Source organism: Streptomyces sp. SGAir0957 (assembly GCF_043523415.1).
In genome coordinates, this window is the sequence record NZ_CP027293.1 from 45,965 (window position 1) to 59,442 (window position 13,478).

The 13,478-nt window shown below is 70.0% G+C and carries 12 protein-coding genes; 7 read left to right on the forward strand and 5 right to left on the reverse strand.

What is annotated here, in order from left to right; genetic code table 11:
* Window positions 1-83: 83 nt before the first annotated feature.
* The 4 genes from C1N81_RS05980 (at window position 84) to C1N81_RS05995 (ending at window position 5,035) form a co-directional block, all read left to right on the forward strand.
* The gene (locus C1N81_RS05980; RefSeq protein ID WP_394427533.1) at window positions 84-1,025 is read left to right on the forward strand and encodes an NADP-dependent oxidoreductase; all 942 of its coding nucleotides are present in this window, start codon (window positions 84-86) and stop codon (window positions 1,023-1,025) included.
* A gap of 396 nt (window positions 1,026-1,421) precedes the next feature.
* Entirely contained in the window at window positions 1,422-2,375 is a 954-nt protein-coding gene (locus C1N81_RS05985; protein WP_394427535.1) for an alpha/beta hydrolase family protein, read from the forward strand.
* Between the two features lie 702 nt (window positions 2,376-3,077).
* On the forward strand, window positions 3,078-3,986 hold the full coding sequence (locus C1N81_RS05990) for a zinc-binding dehydrogenase (protein WP_394427538.1): 909 nt from the start codon (window positions 3,078-3,080) through the stop codon (window positions 3,984-3,986).
* A gap of 71 nt (window positions 3,987-4,057) precedes the next feature.
* Window positions 4,058-5,035 carry an AraC family transcriptional regulator gene (locus tag C1N81_RS05995; RefSeq protein ID WP_394427541.1) on the forward strand — a complete coding sequence of 326 codons (978 nt, stop codon included), beginning with the start codon at window positions 4,058-4,060 and terminating at the stop codon, window positions 5,033-5,035.
* A 300-nt stretch (window positions 5,036-5,335) separates the two neighbouring features.
* Here C1N81_RS05995 and C1N81_RS06000 read toward each other — a convergent pair whose 3' ends face one another.
* The 4 genes from C1N81_RS06000 to C1N81_RS06015 form a co-directional block, all read right to left on the reverse strand.
* Window positions 5,336-6,154: an ABC transporter ATP-binding protein gene (locus tag C1N81_RS06000; protein WP_394427544.1), complete on the reverse strand. Its 819-nt coding sequence runs from the start codon at window positions 6,152-6,154 to the stop codon at window positions 5,336-5,338.
* Window positions 6,141-7,193, reverse strand: a complete 1,053-nt coding sequence (locus C1N81_RS06005; protein ID WP_394427546.1) for a taurine ABC transporter substrate-binding protein — start codon at window positions 7,191-7,193, stop codon at window positions 6,141-6,143. The genes C1N81_RS06000 and C1N81_RS06005 overlap by 14 nt, the downstream gene beginning before the upstream one ends.
* Before the next feature lie 71 nt (window positions 7,194-7,264).
* Window positions 7,265-8,140 carry an ABC transporter permease gene (locus C1N81_RS06010; protein ID WP_394427547.1) on the reverse strand — a complete coding sequence of 292 codons (876 nt, stop codon included), beginning with the start codon at window positions 8,138-8,140 and terminating at the stop codon, window positions 7,265-7,267.
* Between the two features lie 386 nt (window positions 8,141-8,526).
* A complete protein-coding gene (locus C1N81_RS06015; RefSeq protein ID WP_394427548.1) occupies window positions 8,527-9,345 on the reverse strand; it encodes a DUF1684 domain-containing protein in 819 nt (272 codons plus the stop codon).
* Between the two features lie 329 nt (window positions 9,346-9,674).
* Here C1N81_RS06015 and C1N81_RS06020 point away from each other — a divergent pair, with 329 nt between their 5' ends.
* Both C1N81_RS06020 and C1N81_RS06025 read left to right on the forward strand, forming a co-directional pair.
* Window positions 9,675-9,839 carry a hypothetical protein gene (locus tag C1N81_RS06020; RefSeq protein ID WP_394427550.1) on the forward strand — a complete coding sequence of 55 codons (165 nt, stop codon included), beginning with the start codon at window positions 9,675-9,677 and terminating at the stop codon, window positions 9,837-9,839.
* Window positions 9,840-9,887: 48 nt separating this feature from the next.
* Window positions 9,888-10,598, forward strand: a complete 711-nt coding sequence (locus C1N81_RS06025; RefSeq protein WP_394427551.1) for an alpha/beta fold hydrolase — start codon at window positions 9,888-9,890, stop codon at window positions 10,596-10,598.
* Between the two features lie 437 nt (window positions 10,599-11,035).
* Here the strand turns inward: C1N81_RS06025 and C1N81_RS06030 are convergent, their stop codons facing one another.
* Complete coding sequence (locus tag C1N81_RS06030) at window positions 11,036-12,388, reverse strand: COG1470 family protein (protein WP_394427552.1); 1,353 nt, start codon at window positions 12,386-12,388, stop codon at window positions 11,036-11,038.
* Window positions 12,389-12,642: 254 nt separating this feature from the next.
* Between C1N81_RS06030 and C1N81_RS06035 the strand changes: the two genes are divergently transcribed.
* On the forward strand, window positions 12,643-13,353 hold the full coding sequence (locus C1N81_RS06035; protein ID WP_394427553.1) for a helix-turn-helix transcriptional regulator: 711 nt from the start codon (window positions 12,643-12,645) through the stop codon (window positions 13,351-13,353).
* Window positions 13,354-13,478: the final 125 nt, after the last annotated feature.

Consider the following 13,478-nt stretch of genomic DNA (forward strand, 5'->3'; position numbering starts at 1 on the left):
CACGGGTGTGCCCCGATCTCCTCATGCCTGCGAAGTCGAAGCACGTTTCCCGCCATGAGAGCTGCCATGAAAGTAGGTCTGCCATGAAGGCAGTACGTTTCCATGAGTACGGCGCAGCGGACGTCCTGCGTTACGAGGACGTGGACCAGCCGGTGCCCGCCGCAGGACAGGTGCGGATCCGGGTCGCCGCGACCTCGTTCAACCCGGTCGACGGCACCATCCGCGCCGGTTTCATGCAGGGCCCCATCCCGGTGACCCTGCCGCACACCCCCGGCATCGATGTCGCGGGCACGGTCGACGCGCTGGGCGAGGGCGTGAAAAACGTCAGGACGGGCGACCCTGTCGTCGGCTTCCTGCCGATGACCGCCTCCGGCGCGGCGGCGGAATACGTCCTGGCCCCGGCCCAGTTGCTGACTTCAGCGCCCTCAAGCACCCCACTGGCCGACGCGGCCGGGCTGCCGCTGGTCGGCCTCACCGCCTGGCAGGCCCTCTTCGACCACGCCCGGCTGACCGCCGGCCAGCGCGTGCTGATCAACGGCGCGGGCGGCGCGGTCGGCAGTTATGCCGTACAGCTGGCCAAGCACGCCGGCGCCTACGTGATCGCCACGGCTGGGCCGCGCAGCAGCGAGCGAGCCAGGACGGCCGGTGCCGACGAGGTTTTCGGCCAGGGGGTTCCCGAGCTGTCGGCGCTGGTCGACGTCGTGCTCAACTTCGCGCCCGTCGCCCCGATGGAACTGGCCGCGCTGACCTCCGTGGTGCGCGACGGCGGTGTCGTGGTGAACACGACGGTGTGGATGCCCGCACCGTTCGACAAGGAACGCGGTGTGCGCGGCGTCGACCTCTTCGTCAGGAGTGACGCCGCACAACTGGCGCGACTGGTGACGCTGGTCGACTCCGGGGCTCTGCGCATCGACATCGCCCGGCGGGTGCCGCTGGCCGGGCTCCCGGCTCTACACGCCGAAGCCGCCAAGGGCACGCTCTCCGGCAAGGTTCTCGTCCTTGCCTCCACTGCCACTCCCGCCTAAGCCTTTCCCCCTAAGCCGCGCATGACGCCCGTCGGCAGCTCGTCCAAATGCCGAGGACCACCGGCAGCATGCCTCCGCCGAGGACCACCGGCAGCAGGCATCCATGGCCCTGATCGCACATCACCGCCTGACGCATGGCCACCGACGCCCTCCCCACCGAGGGCGGCCGCATCGTGGTCCAACGCTCTCCCCACCAGAGCGGCCGCATCGTGGTCCAGCTGATGCACACCGGCCGCACCTCCCACCCGCTTCGGCCCACAAAGAGCCCCGCTCCGTCCAACGACCGGAACGATGCGCCACTTCATGTCAGCCGAAGCGAAACCCCCTGGCCGCCTCGCCACGCGGATCGAACCGACCCGCCGGGCGGCACACACCACTGAAGGGCAACCACGCATCATGACTACAGCCACCACCGACACCCAGGGCACACCTGTCCCCGTCCTGTCCTACAGCCCAGTGGTCCTGTCCGTCCCCGGACGGCCCGTGGACCTCCAGGTCCGTGTCTCCGCGCCCGAGACCGGTACCGGGCTCCCCGTCATCCTGTTCTCCCACGGCCAGGGCCCCTCGAACAACATCTCCTCGCTCAACGGCTACGGGCCGCTGGTCAACTACTGGGCTGCCCAAGGCTTCGTCGTCATCCAGCCCACCCATCTCGCCTCCAGGACCCTGAGCCACCTGGTCGCCGACGCCCCCGGGGCTCCCTTCTTCTGGCGCTCACGCGCCCAGGACATGACCCACATACTCGACCGGCTCGAAGAGATCGAGAAGAGTGTGCCGCTGCTCGCTGGGCGGATCGACCACACCAAGGTCGCCATCGCCGGCCACTCCTTCGGCGGCTTCACCTCGAGCACCCTGCTCGGGGCGAAGGTCACCGACCCCGACACCGGGGAGGAAATCAGCTTCCTCGAACCCCGTCTCAGGACGGGCGTGCTGCTGGCCGCGCCCGGCAGGGGCGACGCGATCAACGGCCCCATGGGCGAGGCAGTGCCGTACTTCAAGTCCATCGACTTCTCCACGATGACCACCCCCGCGCTGATCGTCGCCGGCGACGAGGACGACTCCCAGCACTTCACGGACATGGGGCCGGACTGGCACGCCGACCCCTACACCCTCAGCCCCGGACCCAAGTCCCTGCTCACCCTGTTCGGCGCGGGGCATGCACTGGGCGGAATCCCCGGGTACGACGCCGCCGAGACCACCGACGAGAACCCCGAGCGGGTGGCCGCCGTCGGACAGCTCACCTCGGCCTACCTCCGCAGCCGGCTCCACCCCGGTGACAACGCCTGGCAGACCACGTGCGAGGCACTCACGGCCGACGCCGCCCCGGCGGGACGCGTCGAAAGCAAGTAGGTCCTGTGCGGGCGCGGCGTCGGTGCAAGGTGACCGCCTGAGGGGTGGGGCCGGGCGGGGCTTCCCTCGCCCGGCCCCGCGTCCATTTCATGTCGTCGGGCGGCGCTGAAACTCGTCGGCGGGGCGGCAGTGCCTCTCCACCCGAGTACCGGCTCGACGTCGGGCCCGCGAAGCTCCCGGCCTCCGAACCACTGCTGCCAAGACGGCTGAAGCCGCATTGCCAACTACATGGCTGCAGCACCAGCCTCGGTCAAGCGCTGCGCCTGGTCGTACAGGGCCCGGGAGTGGGGCTGTGCGGGGTGCGGGTGTGCGCTGATCGTCGTGTCGCCTCTCCCCGTGTTGATCACTTCGAGCTCAAGGGAAGCCGAGTCAGGATCGGGGGTCGAGACGTTGCAGCGGACCTTGATCGCCGGTCCCCCTGCGGCAAGCCGCGACCGCGGATCGGTGACTGGCGCGGGACTTTCGGCCACCTGCTGCCCGGAGCCCGCTGCTGCCTGTCACCACGGCATCCACCAGAGGGGTGCTCGACGCACCGCCAGTGACACTGACACAGATGGTCAACTGATTGATCCTCACTGGTCTGGTCGTTGCCTCGGTCCTGCGAAATGGTTCCCAGAAGGCGGCGGTGCGGCATGTGCGCACTTGATCTGCTGCCGCGCCGAGTGTTCAGGCGCATCTACGAGAGAAGGAAACACACCCCTTATGCGCGCCCTTGTGGTCGATCACAGTGAGGCCGGACCCGTCCGGTTCGCCGATGTCGATGAACCCGTACCGTCCACCGGTGACGCGTTGGTGGAGATACGACACATCTCTCTCAACTTCGGAGAGCTGAATTACGTGCACCAGTGGCCCGACGGCGCTGTGCACGGTCACGACGCGGCCGGCGTCGTGGTGCGCGCCGCATCCGACGGCTCGGGCCCGCCCGAAGGGACGCGCGTCGCATTGGGAATGGCCTCCCACGCGTGGGCGGAGCGGGTGGCGGTCAGCCCGGCCTCGCTCGGCGCCGTCCCCGAGAGTGTGGACCTGGCTGACGCCGCCGCGCTGGGGATCGCCGGAGTCACTTCCCTCCGGGTCCTGCGCAAGCGATCCCTGCTGGCACGCGACGTGCTGATCACCGGTGCCAGCGGGGGTGTGGGGCACTTCGCCGTTCAACTGGCGGCGCTTGCGGGCGCCCGTGTGACGGCACTCGTCGGATCGCCGGAGCGGGCCGCCGGGCTCCGTGAACTCGGCGCCGACAAGGTCCTGACCGACCTGGCCGAGACCGGGGACCGGTTTGACCTCGTCCTGGATACGGTCGGTGGGCCGCTGGTCGCCCAGGCGTGGAGTTCCCTCGCCGAGGGCGGCACCATCCACCTGGTCGGCTACTCCTCGGGGCAGGAGACCACGTTCCCGTCGGGGGCCTTGTTCGGCTTCGGCGAACCCCGCAGTATCGCCACCTACGGTGACATGACGCCGACCGGCGGGGAGCTGACGGATCTGCTGGGCCTCATGGCTGCCGGCAGACTCTCGGCACCGGTCGGACTCCGAGGCGACTGGCAGAACGTGGACAACGCAGTCCAGGCGCTGTTCGCGCGGAAGGTGCACGGAAAAGTCGTTCTTGACGTGGCCTGACGCCACGGACGAAAACACCTGCGCCGTCACTCGCCCGGGGGCGGTTCGCGGCGGTGGATGAGAATGGACCCATGGATGTGTTGGCGGAGGTCTTGCGTGTTTCGGGTGCGCGTGGGGCGCTCGGGGTCAGGCTGGAGGCAGGAGGAACCTGGGGCCTGTGGTTGAACTCCTATCCAGGAGCAGCACTGCACGTGGTGTCCCGCGGCACCATGTGGCTTCACGTCCCGGGCGAGAAACCTCTTCAGGTACAGGCCGGAGACGCCGTCCTGGTGTCACCGGGCACCGCACACGGGATAGCCGGCGGCGCCAGCGTGACGATGGGCTCCTGCGACCGTGAAGAGGCGGCCCGGGCCCTTGGCGATGGCCGGGCCCTACGGCTGGGCTCGGCGCCGGTGCAGACGGAAGTGATCGTCCTGCACTACGAGCAGGACCCGGAGGTGCGCACATCGGTGCTCAGCTCCCTCGCCCGGCCGATGCACGTCACAGCGCGGGAGAACGCGCAGTTCAGACGGACCGCCGAACTTCTCGCTGGTGAGCTCGCACAGCCGCAGATCGGTACCACCGCCGCCATCAACAGCATCGTCGACCTTCTGCTCGTTCAGTTCGTGCGCGCCTGGCTGGCCCGCCACCCGCAGGAGCGGTCCGGCTCATGGCTGGGAGCGATCCGTGATCCGGTCGTGCGCGACGCGCTGGCATGTGTCCACACTCGACCCGGGCATCCCTGGACCACGGAGACCCTGGCCGCCGCGACGAGCGTCTCCCGGGCGACGCTGTCCAGGCGTTTCCGGTCGGCCCTCGGGCAGACTCCGGGCGCGTACATCACTCAATGGCGCATCGACCTGGCATCCGTCCGGCTCCGCGATACCGATGAGTCGGTCGAGTCGATCTCCGGCGCGGTCGGATACGGCTCTCCGCACGCGTTCAGCCGTGCCTTCAGACGTGCCCGGGGCACGGCCCCGGGCGAATACCGTTCTCGACTTCGCCTATATTCCGGGCTCACGGGAGGACAGAACGCGGCGGGCGCCCCCATCGGCCCCAGTGTCATGTGAAGTCTCAGCACTCGGTTGACACCGCTGACGGGTGAACCAGGGCGTGCCAACCGCCAGATCACGTCGATTCCACTGTCTGCGCAGGCCGCAGACCACAGGCCGCAGGCCGCAGACCACAGGCCGCAGGCGGCGGCACGCGCTCGCGCCGGACTTCGGTGACCGAGGTGGTACGCCCCAGGGCGCGGGAACTTCCGGATTGCTCCAGTCCCAGGAGCCCGCGGAGCTCGCCCGCAGCGGCTTGCGGCGGGCCGCCGCCCGCCCAGCGTCCGGAAAGGAGGGCGGGCGGCGGCCCCGCAAGGATCAAACCGCTGCGGCTGCTTTGACGGCGTGGGAGACCTGCGCGCGCAGTTCGGCGAACTCGCGCGAACCGCGCAGTTCCTCGGCGTCGACGTCGCCCCGCGGCAGGGTGATCGGCAGGTCGAGGGCCACGGTGCCCGGGCTCTTGGTCAGCACCACGATGCGGGAGCCGAGGAACACCGCCTCCTCCGCCGAGTGCGTCACGAACACCGCGGTCCGCCCGGTCCGTTCGGTGACCCGGCGGACGTCCTCTTGCAGCCGCTCCCGCGTCAGCGCGTCCAGCGCCGCGAAGGGCTCGTCGAGCAGGAGGAGCGGGTTCTCGGCGGCGAGGGCCCGGGCGATGGCGACGCGCTGCTGCTGGCCGCCGGAGATCTCCCAGACACGTCGTTTCTCGGTCCCTTCCAGACCGACCCGGTGCAGCAACTCCGTTCGCCGTTCGGCCCATTGGGCGCGCTCCACACCCGCGTACCGCAACGCCAGGTCGATGTTGCCCCGCACGGTCCGCCAGGGGAACAGCCGCGGCGTCTGGAACACCACTCCGGCCGCCCCGCCGGGGCGCGGTTCGGTGCCGGAGACCCGTACCTGGCCGTGCGTGGGCCGCTCGAACCCGGCGATCAGCCGCAGCAGCGTGCTCTTGCCGCAGCCGGAGGCCCCCACCAGAACGAGGAACTCTCCGGCCGGAACGGTCAGGTCGACCGGCCCGACAGCGGTGAAGGCATCGCCGCCCCGGCCGTACTGGTGGATGACGTGGTCGAGACGGACGGAACCGGCGCGCGCGGAGTCGGCCTCTTCCGCGGTCTGTGTGAGCTCACTTGAGGACATCGGGCAGCCCCTTGAGGTAGAACGCCTTGCGCACGACGTCTTCGGACGGTGCGGCGTCGATCTGCTTCTGGTCGGCCAGGAAGCGACCGGTGTCGGTCACGTAGGCGAGCAGCTTGCCCGGGTCGCCCTCGGTGCCCAGCCAGTCGGCGGAGACCACCTGTTCCGGGGTGAGGAACACTCCTTGCGCGAGCTGCGCCCTGGCATCCGCGACGCTGATGCCGAGTTCGGCCGCGACGGCCTCGACCGAGCCGTCCGGATCGGACTTGAGCAGGCGCAGCGCCTCGGCCTCCGCCTCGCGCCAGGCGTCGATCGCCCGCGGGTCCCTGGCGATCAGGTCGTCCGATACGACGGCGAGGTCGAGGGTCGGCTTGCCCGCCGCGCCGATCTTCTTGCTGCTGGTGAGCTGCTTGCCGGTTTTGCGCAGCTCGTCCAGGGTGGGCAGCCAGACGTAGGCGGCGTCGATGTCGCCCCGCTGCCAGGCGGCGAGGATCGGCTGGGGCTGGAGGTCGATGAGGTGCACGTCGGACGACTTCAGACCGGCTGCCGCGAGCGCCGCCAGCAGACTGTAGTGCGAGGTGGAGGCGAAGGGAGTGGCTATCTTCTTGCCCTTGAGCCCGGCCACGTCGGTGATGCCGGTGGCTTTGCGCGCCACCAGGGCCTCGTTCTCCCCCGCGACGTCGAGGATCCATGCGACCTTGTAGGGGATGGGCGAGTTGCCGGACACCCCACGGGCGAACGGGCTGGAGCCCAGCGCGGCGATGTCGAGGGACTTGCCGAGGAATGCCTGGTTGACGCTGGCGCCGGAGTCGAACTTGATCCAGGTGATCTTGTAGTCCGGCAGCGCCTTCTCCAGCAGTTTCCTCTTCTTCACGATCAAGTCGCCACTGGGGAAGGCGAAGTAGCCGATGCGCAGCCGCTTGGAGCCGCCGGACCCTGACGCCTCGCTGTCGGAGGAGCAGCCGGTGACGGCTGCGGAAACGGCGGCCAGGGCGCCGGCGAGGAGGAGTCGGCGGGTGGGGCCTTGGGAGAGACGGGACATGGCTGAGCCGTTTCTGTGCAAAGGGAGGGGAGGCAAGACGGGTACTGGTACGGGTACGGGTACGGGTAGCTCTACGCGCGACCGCGCCACGGCACTGCGGTGCGTTCCAGCCGCAGCAGCAGGCCGTCGATGATCAGTCCTGAGACGCCGATGGCGATGATGCCGACCAGCACCACCGGGGTGTTGTTGTAGTTGGCGGCGTCCTTGACCATGCCGCCGACGCCGGGCAGACCGTTCACCAACTCGGCGGCGACGAGGGAGGAGTAGGCCACACCCACGGCGAGCCGGACCCCGGTGAGCGTCTCCGGCAGGGCGGACGGGACGATCACGTCCTTGACCACGTCCCACCGCGACGCGCCGAGCGCACGGGCGGCCTCGATCAGGCTCTTCGGTACGGCGACGACGGCCGTGGTGGTGGACACCGCCACAGGCGGGAACGCGGCCACCGCCAACAATGTGACCTTCGGCTCTTCGTTGATGCCCAGCCAGATGATGAGGAGCGAGAAGTACGCCAGCGGGGGCAGTGTGCGCAGGAAGGTGATCCAGGGCTCGAACAGCGAGCGCAGCCAGCCGACGGTTCCCATGAGCAGTCCGAACAGCACCCCGAGTGCGATGCCGATGCCGGCGCCGACCGCGATGCGTCGCAGGCTGATACCCAGGTGTTCGATGAGGTAGGTGCCGTTGTAGCCGCGTACGCCGTCGTGCGTCGTGGACACGCTGATGAACGCGTCCCACACCTTGGCGGGCGGCGGAACCAGCGTCTCGCTCCACGTCCCGCTCGCCGCCAGGAGCTGCCACAGGACGAGGAACAGCAGGAGCGAGCCGAACGGCAGCGCGACATGGCGCAGGCGCCCCCTCGAGCTCCCTGCGGACGAGCGGGGCGCGGGCGGCACCTCGACAGGCGTCGCGGCGTGATCAGGCTTGGAGAGACGGGAAGTCGTGGACATGAAGCGGCCTCCATGGGACGCCGGGACATGAGCAGCCGCCGTCGACGGACGTGGGCGGCCGGCCCCGAGCAAGGGTGATGCTGAACGGAATGGACGGGCGCCCGGCGAGGAGAGAGGCCGGGCGCGTCAGAAAGGCCGGGTCAGCAACAACACGAAGCCGGGCGCCGGCACAGGTCGATGACCAGGCGTCGCACCAAGGGCTCGGGAATCATGGCCCATTTCTACCGCACCCGGGGCGCTTCACCAAGGGGTTCTCACGCATGGGGACGTGAGCCACCGCTGTGCACGCCGCCGGTGCCCGAGCGGATCGGATCGGGCCATCTCCGCCTCGACGCAGGGGACGTTCGCCCGCCGGACAGCGGCATTCCACTGCCCGTGCACGCACATCAGAGCCGCTCGCGGGGGATCTTCTCACCGGCTTCGATCGCGATCGGGAGCCGGTTCTCGGCGGGCGGCAGGGGGCAGGTCGCGAAGTCGGTGTAGGCGCACGGCAGGTTGGTGGCGCGGTTGAAGTCCAGCACCACGGTGCCGTCGGGTCCGGGCGGGTCGAGGTGGAGGGCGCGGTTGGCCGGATACGTGGTCACGCCGGACGTGGCGTCGGTGAACAACACCATGAGGCTGCCCGGCGCGTGCCCGTTGAACGCGGTCAGCTCCAGAGTCCGGCCTTCGATGTCGAAGCGGATCCGGCCGGGGGCGTCGTAGACGTGCCGCAGCCCCTCGACCGCGGCGCCCACGGTGGTCGGCCGCGGTTCGGGGAACGGGATGTACGTGCCGGGGACCGCCCAGCGTCGGTCGGGCGCGTACGCAGGTGTTCCGGTGAACGCGGTGCGCAGCGGATGCTCCGGGTGCCGCGGCCGGATCAGGTCGTGGCCGCCGCGCTTGGCGACCTCGATCACCGCACTCCCCCAGACGGCATTGACGCCGCCGCGCTCCGGGATGACGCCGAAAACGTGCCGTCCACGCACCGCGGTGCCGTCGACGACAAGTTCCTCCCCCTCGCCGAGCACGACGGTGACGCCGTCGTCGCCGGCCGACCAGGTGCCGGGCGCGTCGGGGAAGCGCTGGGAGTCGGTGGACAGCCAGTGCAGGCCGGTGACGGCGAGAAATCCGTGCTCGTGAGCGAGGGCGGAATCTCTCCGCCGGTGCCACTCCTCCCATTCCGTGGCGAAGGCGCCGATGCCGGTGGAGGATTCCTGGACGGTCATGTGTACTCCTGCAAAGGATTGCTCTGTTGGGCAGAGAGAGAAGCGCGAACAGGCCGGTACTGGCCGGAACATCCAGCGACATGGGCAGCCGCTCGCTGAGGCGAACACCCGCCGTGCGGCAGCGGGCCCGCTTCCAGCAGTGGTCAGCGCGATGCGGTGGGAAGGGGCCGGCCGGGCGCCGGAGGACGGAGTCAGCTCGCGGCGGGACAACCCGTGGTGGTGACACGCACGTAGTCGACGTGGCGGCGGGTCACGAGCACGGTCATGGAGTCAGGTAACCACACAGGGGTGTGCGCGCACCAGGTCGATCCGATCGAAGCGAGGCCGCCTTGTCCGCCTTCTTCCTCGACGACCCGCGCAACGCGGCGCGGGCCGTCATGCACGCATCGGTGGAGGTGGCGCGGAAGGCGCAGGAGGGCTACGCCGGACACCTCGACCCCTGCGAGCTGTTCCTACGCCGATCGTCAGAGGCGGCGCACACGCACGTTCTCTAGCCTCGACGTGTCCGGCGTACCGGCTGCCGTCGGCGAGAGGGGTAGGTCATGAGCGCTGTCCCGGCATTGCGCAACATCGTCCTCGTGCACGGGGCTTTCGTCGACGGGTCGGGCTGGCAGGGGGTGTACGACCGCCTGGTGGCCAGCGGACACCACGTCAGCGTGGTGCAGAACCCGACCGTGTCGTTGGAGGACGACGTGGCCGTCACCCGGCGCGTGATCGCCGGGCAGGACGGGCCGGTGGTGCTGGTCGGCCATTCCTACGGCGGTGCGGTGATCACCGCGGCCGGGCAGGACGAGAAGGTCGCCGCGCTCGTCTACGTCGCGGGCTTCGCCCCGGACAGGGGCGAGTCGGTGGGCACGCTGATCGCCGACCCGCCGCCAGGTGCCGTTGTCCCGCCGATCCTCCCGCCCAAGGACGGCTTCCTCCTTCTCGACCGGCACAGGTTCCCGGAGGCGTTTGCGGGGGACCTGCCGCCCGAGCAGGCGAGGTTCATGGCCGACGCGCAGGTGCCCTGGGGCGTGGACGCGCGCGACGGCTCCCTCTCGCAGGCGGCCTGGCAGACCAAGCCCTCCTGGTACCTGGTGACGTCCGCCGACCGGATCATTCCTCCGGCCGCGCAGCGCGCCATGGCCGAGCGCATGAAGGCCACCACCGTGGAGGTCGACGCGAGTCACTCCGTCTACCTCTCACAGCCGGACGCCGTCGTCGACGTCATCGAGCAGGCCTCCACCGGCTCACCCGGCGCCCACTCGTAGCGGCACGGTCGCGGCAAGGGAAGCGGATGTAACTGTCCGCGCCACGAGGAGGCGGTATCGGCGGGGTGGGGGCCGGGCTATGCCGATCGAGGCGCTTGCCCGGCCAGCCGTCGCAATGTCGTGCCGTGGTCCGGGAAGACGAAGCGCATGGCAACAGCGGTGCTGGGAAGGCCCGTTCACGCCGGACAGCCAGCCCGGCAACCGCCTCGTCCTGACCCTTCTGCTCCAGAGGTAACGCCCCGATCCGGCCAAATTATCCGCGTACCCGACGGTGTCACCTGGGCGGCGCAGTCGGGTATCTGGACGTTGATATCAGAACGAAATACATGAAGGTGGACATTCGGCGAAGTCCGTAGCAGGCCCGCTTTTCGGACGCCGAACAACCGCTTCCCTTTGCACGGCGGCCCGTCTCATCGACGATGGAGGTGACGCCCGGTTCAATTGGTGTTGCTGAGCACCCCGCTCACGTTGAGCACTTCGTGGCATTCCTGCGCACGGCGACCCGTTGCGGGCGTGCCCGGCTTCGCACAGGTCACCTGGGCTGTCACCGTGTCCTTCTCAGTGATCCTGATGGGGGTGACCCAGTGGTAATCCTGATTCCGGAACGTCTCCAGCGCGATCGTCGTGATCTTGCGCTCGCCAAAGTTGATGGTCAACACCCCTTCGTCACCTTGGAAGTTGGCGACGACGATGTCCGTGATGCCGAACACCTTGCCCTCGGGCACGGTGTAGGTGCCGGTCTTGTTCGTACCGCCGGCGGTCTCCAGGTCGATCGTAGCCGAACTCTGCTGTCCGCCCGCGCTCCCGGTGCCCGTACCAGTACCGGTGCCAGTGCCGGGCCCGGCCCCGTCGCCCGAGCCGCCGCCCCCGCCCGGCTGGGTGTCCGAGCCGCTGCCACCGGGCTGCTTGTCCGCGCCGGTGCCGCTCCCGGTGTCGTCCGGACTGCCTGGTGTCGGGCGCGGCTGGACCACCTCGTCGGCCGCCTCCTTGGCGGTGCTGCGCACCGCGGGCCGCACCAGGGTGAACCAGGCGATCACCAGCGCGAGCAGCGCGGCGAGCACCGCAAGGAGCCACTTCGGGAAGATGGGGATCTGCACGAACTCGGCGTCCAGGGGCGCCCGGACGTCCAGCGCGGCTTCGGGATCGCGGTCGGCGGCCGCCTCACCGGTCTCCGCGACGGCCACCGTGAAGGGCCACACGACGGGGTTGCCGAACCACACCGGCTTCCCCGTCCGCACCCGCAGTCCCACCGCGTCCGACTCGCCCGGCTCCAGTTTCCGCTCCGTCGGGCGGAACGCGAAGGCGAGCTCCTCGCCGGGCTGGGCGGGCGTGCAGCCCACCTGCACGGGACAGTTGCCCTCGTTGCGCAGGGCGATGCGGTAGCGGCCGCGCAGCCAGCCCCGACGGCGGCGTGGCGCGATCTCGGTACGCAGTTGCCTGAACTCCGCCACCCGCACGGTGGTTTCGGGCACCCGGACCGCCTCGGGGTGCTCCGTGGGCAGGACGCGCACGGCGAGCGGCTTCTCGCCGGCCCGCACCTCCGGGGAGCGTGGGGGCGCCAGCTTGATCGTCACCGTCTCGGACGTGCCCGGGTACAGGGAGATGCGCTCCGGTTCCACGGTCGCCCAGGCAGCGCACTCGCCGACGACTTCCAGGCTGTACGCCTCGACGATGTCGCTGTCGTTGCGGACCGTCAGGCTGGTGGATGCGGTGCTGCCGGGCGTGACTGACACCTCGGGGATGTCGAGGCCGGGTGCACCGGGGCTGGGGGAGGCTGCTGGAGACGTCACGCGGCGACGCTACGACACGGCCGGGGCCCCTTGGAGAGGCGCGAGGGCAAGGCGGCGTGCAGCCGCGGTGCCCCGGGCAACTCCTGCCAACTCCCATAACCATGCCCGTGGTTGGACCGCGCCGACAGCCCGCAACGGCCGGGCGCCCCCGCCGTCGCCACCGTGCCCGCCCCTGTCGCAGAGACCGAAACCACCTCTCCCCTCGCCTCACGGCACACCCTCGCCCCCGCGCTCCAAGGAACAGGTAACTGACCATGACCTGCCCTCACGCAAACACCCCCGCCTCTGCCTCCGCCTCCCCGACGCGCCACGCCCGCTGGACAACCCCGACCGAGCACCCCGAACGGGTGTCGGTCGCCGTCTACGCACCCGATCCCGTGCTGTACGTGGGTGTTGTGCAGCAGTTACGGCAGCGCCCCGAGATCGACCTCCTCGACGACGCCGACGCGGACGGCGCGCGGGTGTCGCTCGTGACCGTCGACACCGTGGACGACGAGACGACCGCGCTGCTGAACCGGCTGCGCCACAACTCCGACACCCGTACGGGCCTCGTGGTCGGCACCTTCGAATCGGGGGACGCCCTGCAGCGCGCCATCGACTCCGGCGTCGCCGCGGTGCTGCGGCGGGTGGAGGCCGACCAGGACCGGCTGCTGCGCCTGGTGCTCGCGATCGCCAACGGCGAGGGGATGCTGCCCGGCGACCTCCTCGCGAAGCTGCTCAGTCATGTCGGCAGCCTCCAGCGCTCCACGCTCGACCCGCGTGCCACCTCGCTGTCCACGCTGACTTCCCGCGAGGCGGAGATGCTCCGCCTGGTGTCGGAGGGCCTGGACACTTCGGAGATCGCCCGCAAGACCTCGTACTCCGAGCGGACCGTCAAGAACGTGCTGCACGAGATCATCACCCGTCTGGAACTGCGCAATCGGGCGCACGCCGTGGGGCACGCGCTGCGCAACGGCCTGATCTGACCTCACCCACGGGGGCCGGGCGCGGCCGGTCCGCTGCCCGAACGCCCACCCGCCGTTTCCCCCGGGTGCGTCCGGCGGGACCTGCTGTGCCGGGCTCTTCGCGTCCCAGGATGGGCGTCGTATGT

Bases quoted from the DNA above. Each gene is read 5' to 3' on its own strand.
- C1N81_RS06035 (WP_394427553.1), top strand. From the start codon at position 12,643: ATGACCTGCCCTCACGCAAACACCCCCGCCTCTGCCTCCGCCTCCCCG.
- C1N81_RS05980 (WP_394427533.1), top strand. From the start codon at position 84: ATGAAGGCAGTACGTTTCCATGAGTACGGCGCAGCGGACGTCCTGCGT.
- C1N81_RS06010 (WP_394427547.1), bottom strand. From the start codon at position 8,140: ATGTCCACGACTTCCCGTCTCTCCAAGCCTGATCACGCCGCGACGCCT.
- C1N81_RS06000 (WP_394427544.1), bottom strand. From the start codon at position 6,154: ATGTCCTCAAGTGAGCTCACACAGACCGCGGAAGAGGCCGACTCCGCG.
- C1N81_RS05990 (WP_394427538.1), top strand. From the start codon at position 3,078: ATGCGCGCCCTTGTGGTCGATCACAGTGAGGCCGGACCCGTCCGGTTC.
- C1N81_RS05995 (WP_394427541.1), top strand. From the start codon at position 4,058: ATGGATGTGTTGGCGGAGGTCTTGCGTGTTTCGGGTGCGCGTGGGGCG.
- C1N81_RS06025 (WP_394427551.1), top strand. From the start codon at position 9,888: ATGAGCGCTGTCCCGGCATTGCGCAACATCGTCCTCGTGCACGGGGCT.
- C1N81_RS06015 (WP_394427548.1), bottom strand. From the start codon at position 9,345: ATGACCGTCCAGGAATCCTCCACCGGCATCGGCGCCTTCGCCACGGAA.
- C1N81_RS05985 (WP_394427535.1), top strand. From the start codon at position 1,422: ATGACTACAGCCACCACCGACACCCAGGGCACACCTGTCCCCGTCCTG.
- C1N81_RS06005 (WP_394427546.1), bottom strand. From the start codon at position 7,193: ATGTCCCGTCTCTCCCAAGGCCCCACCCGCCGACTCCTCCTCGCCGGC.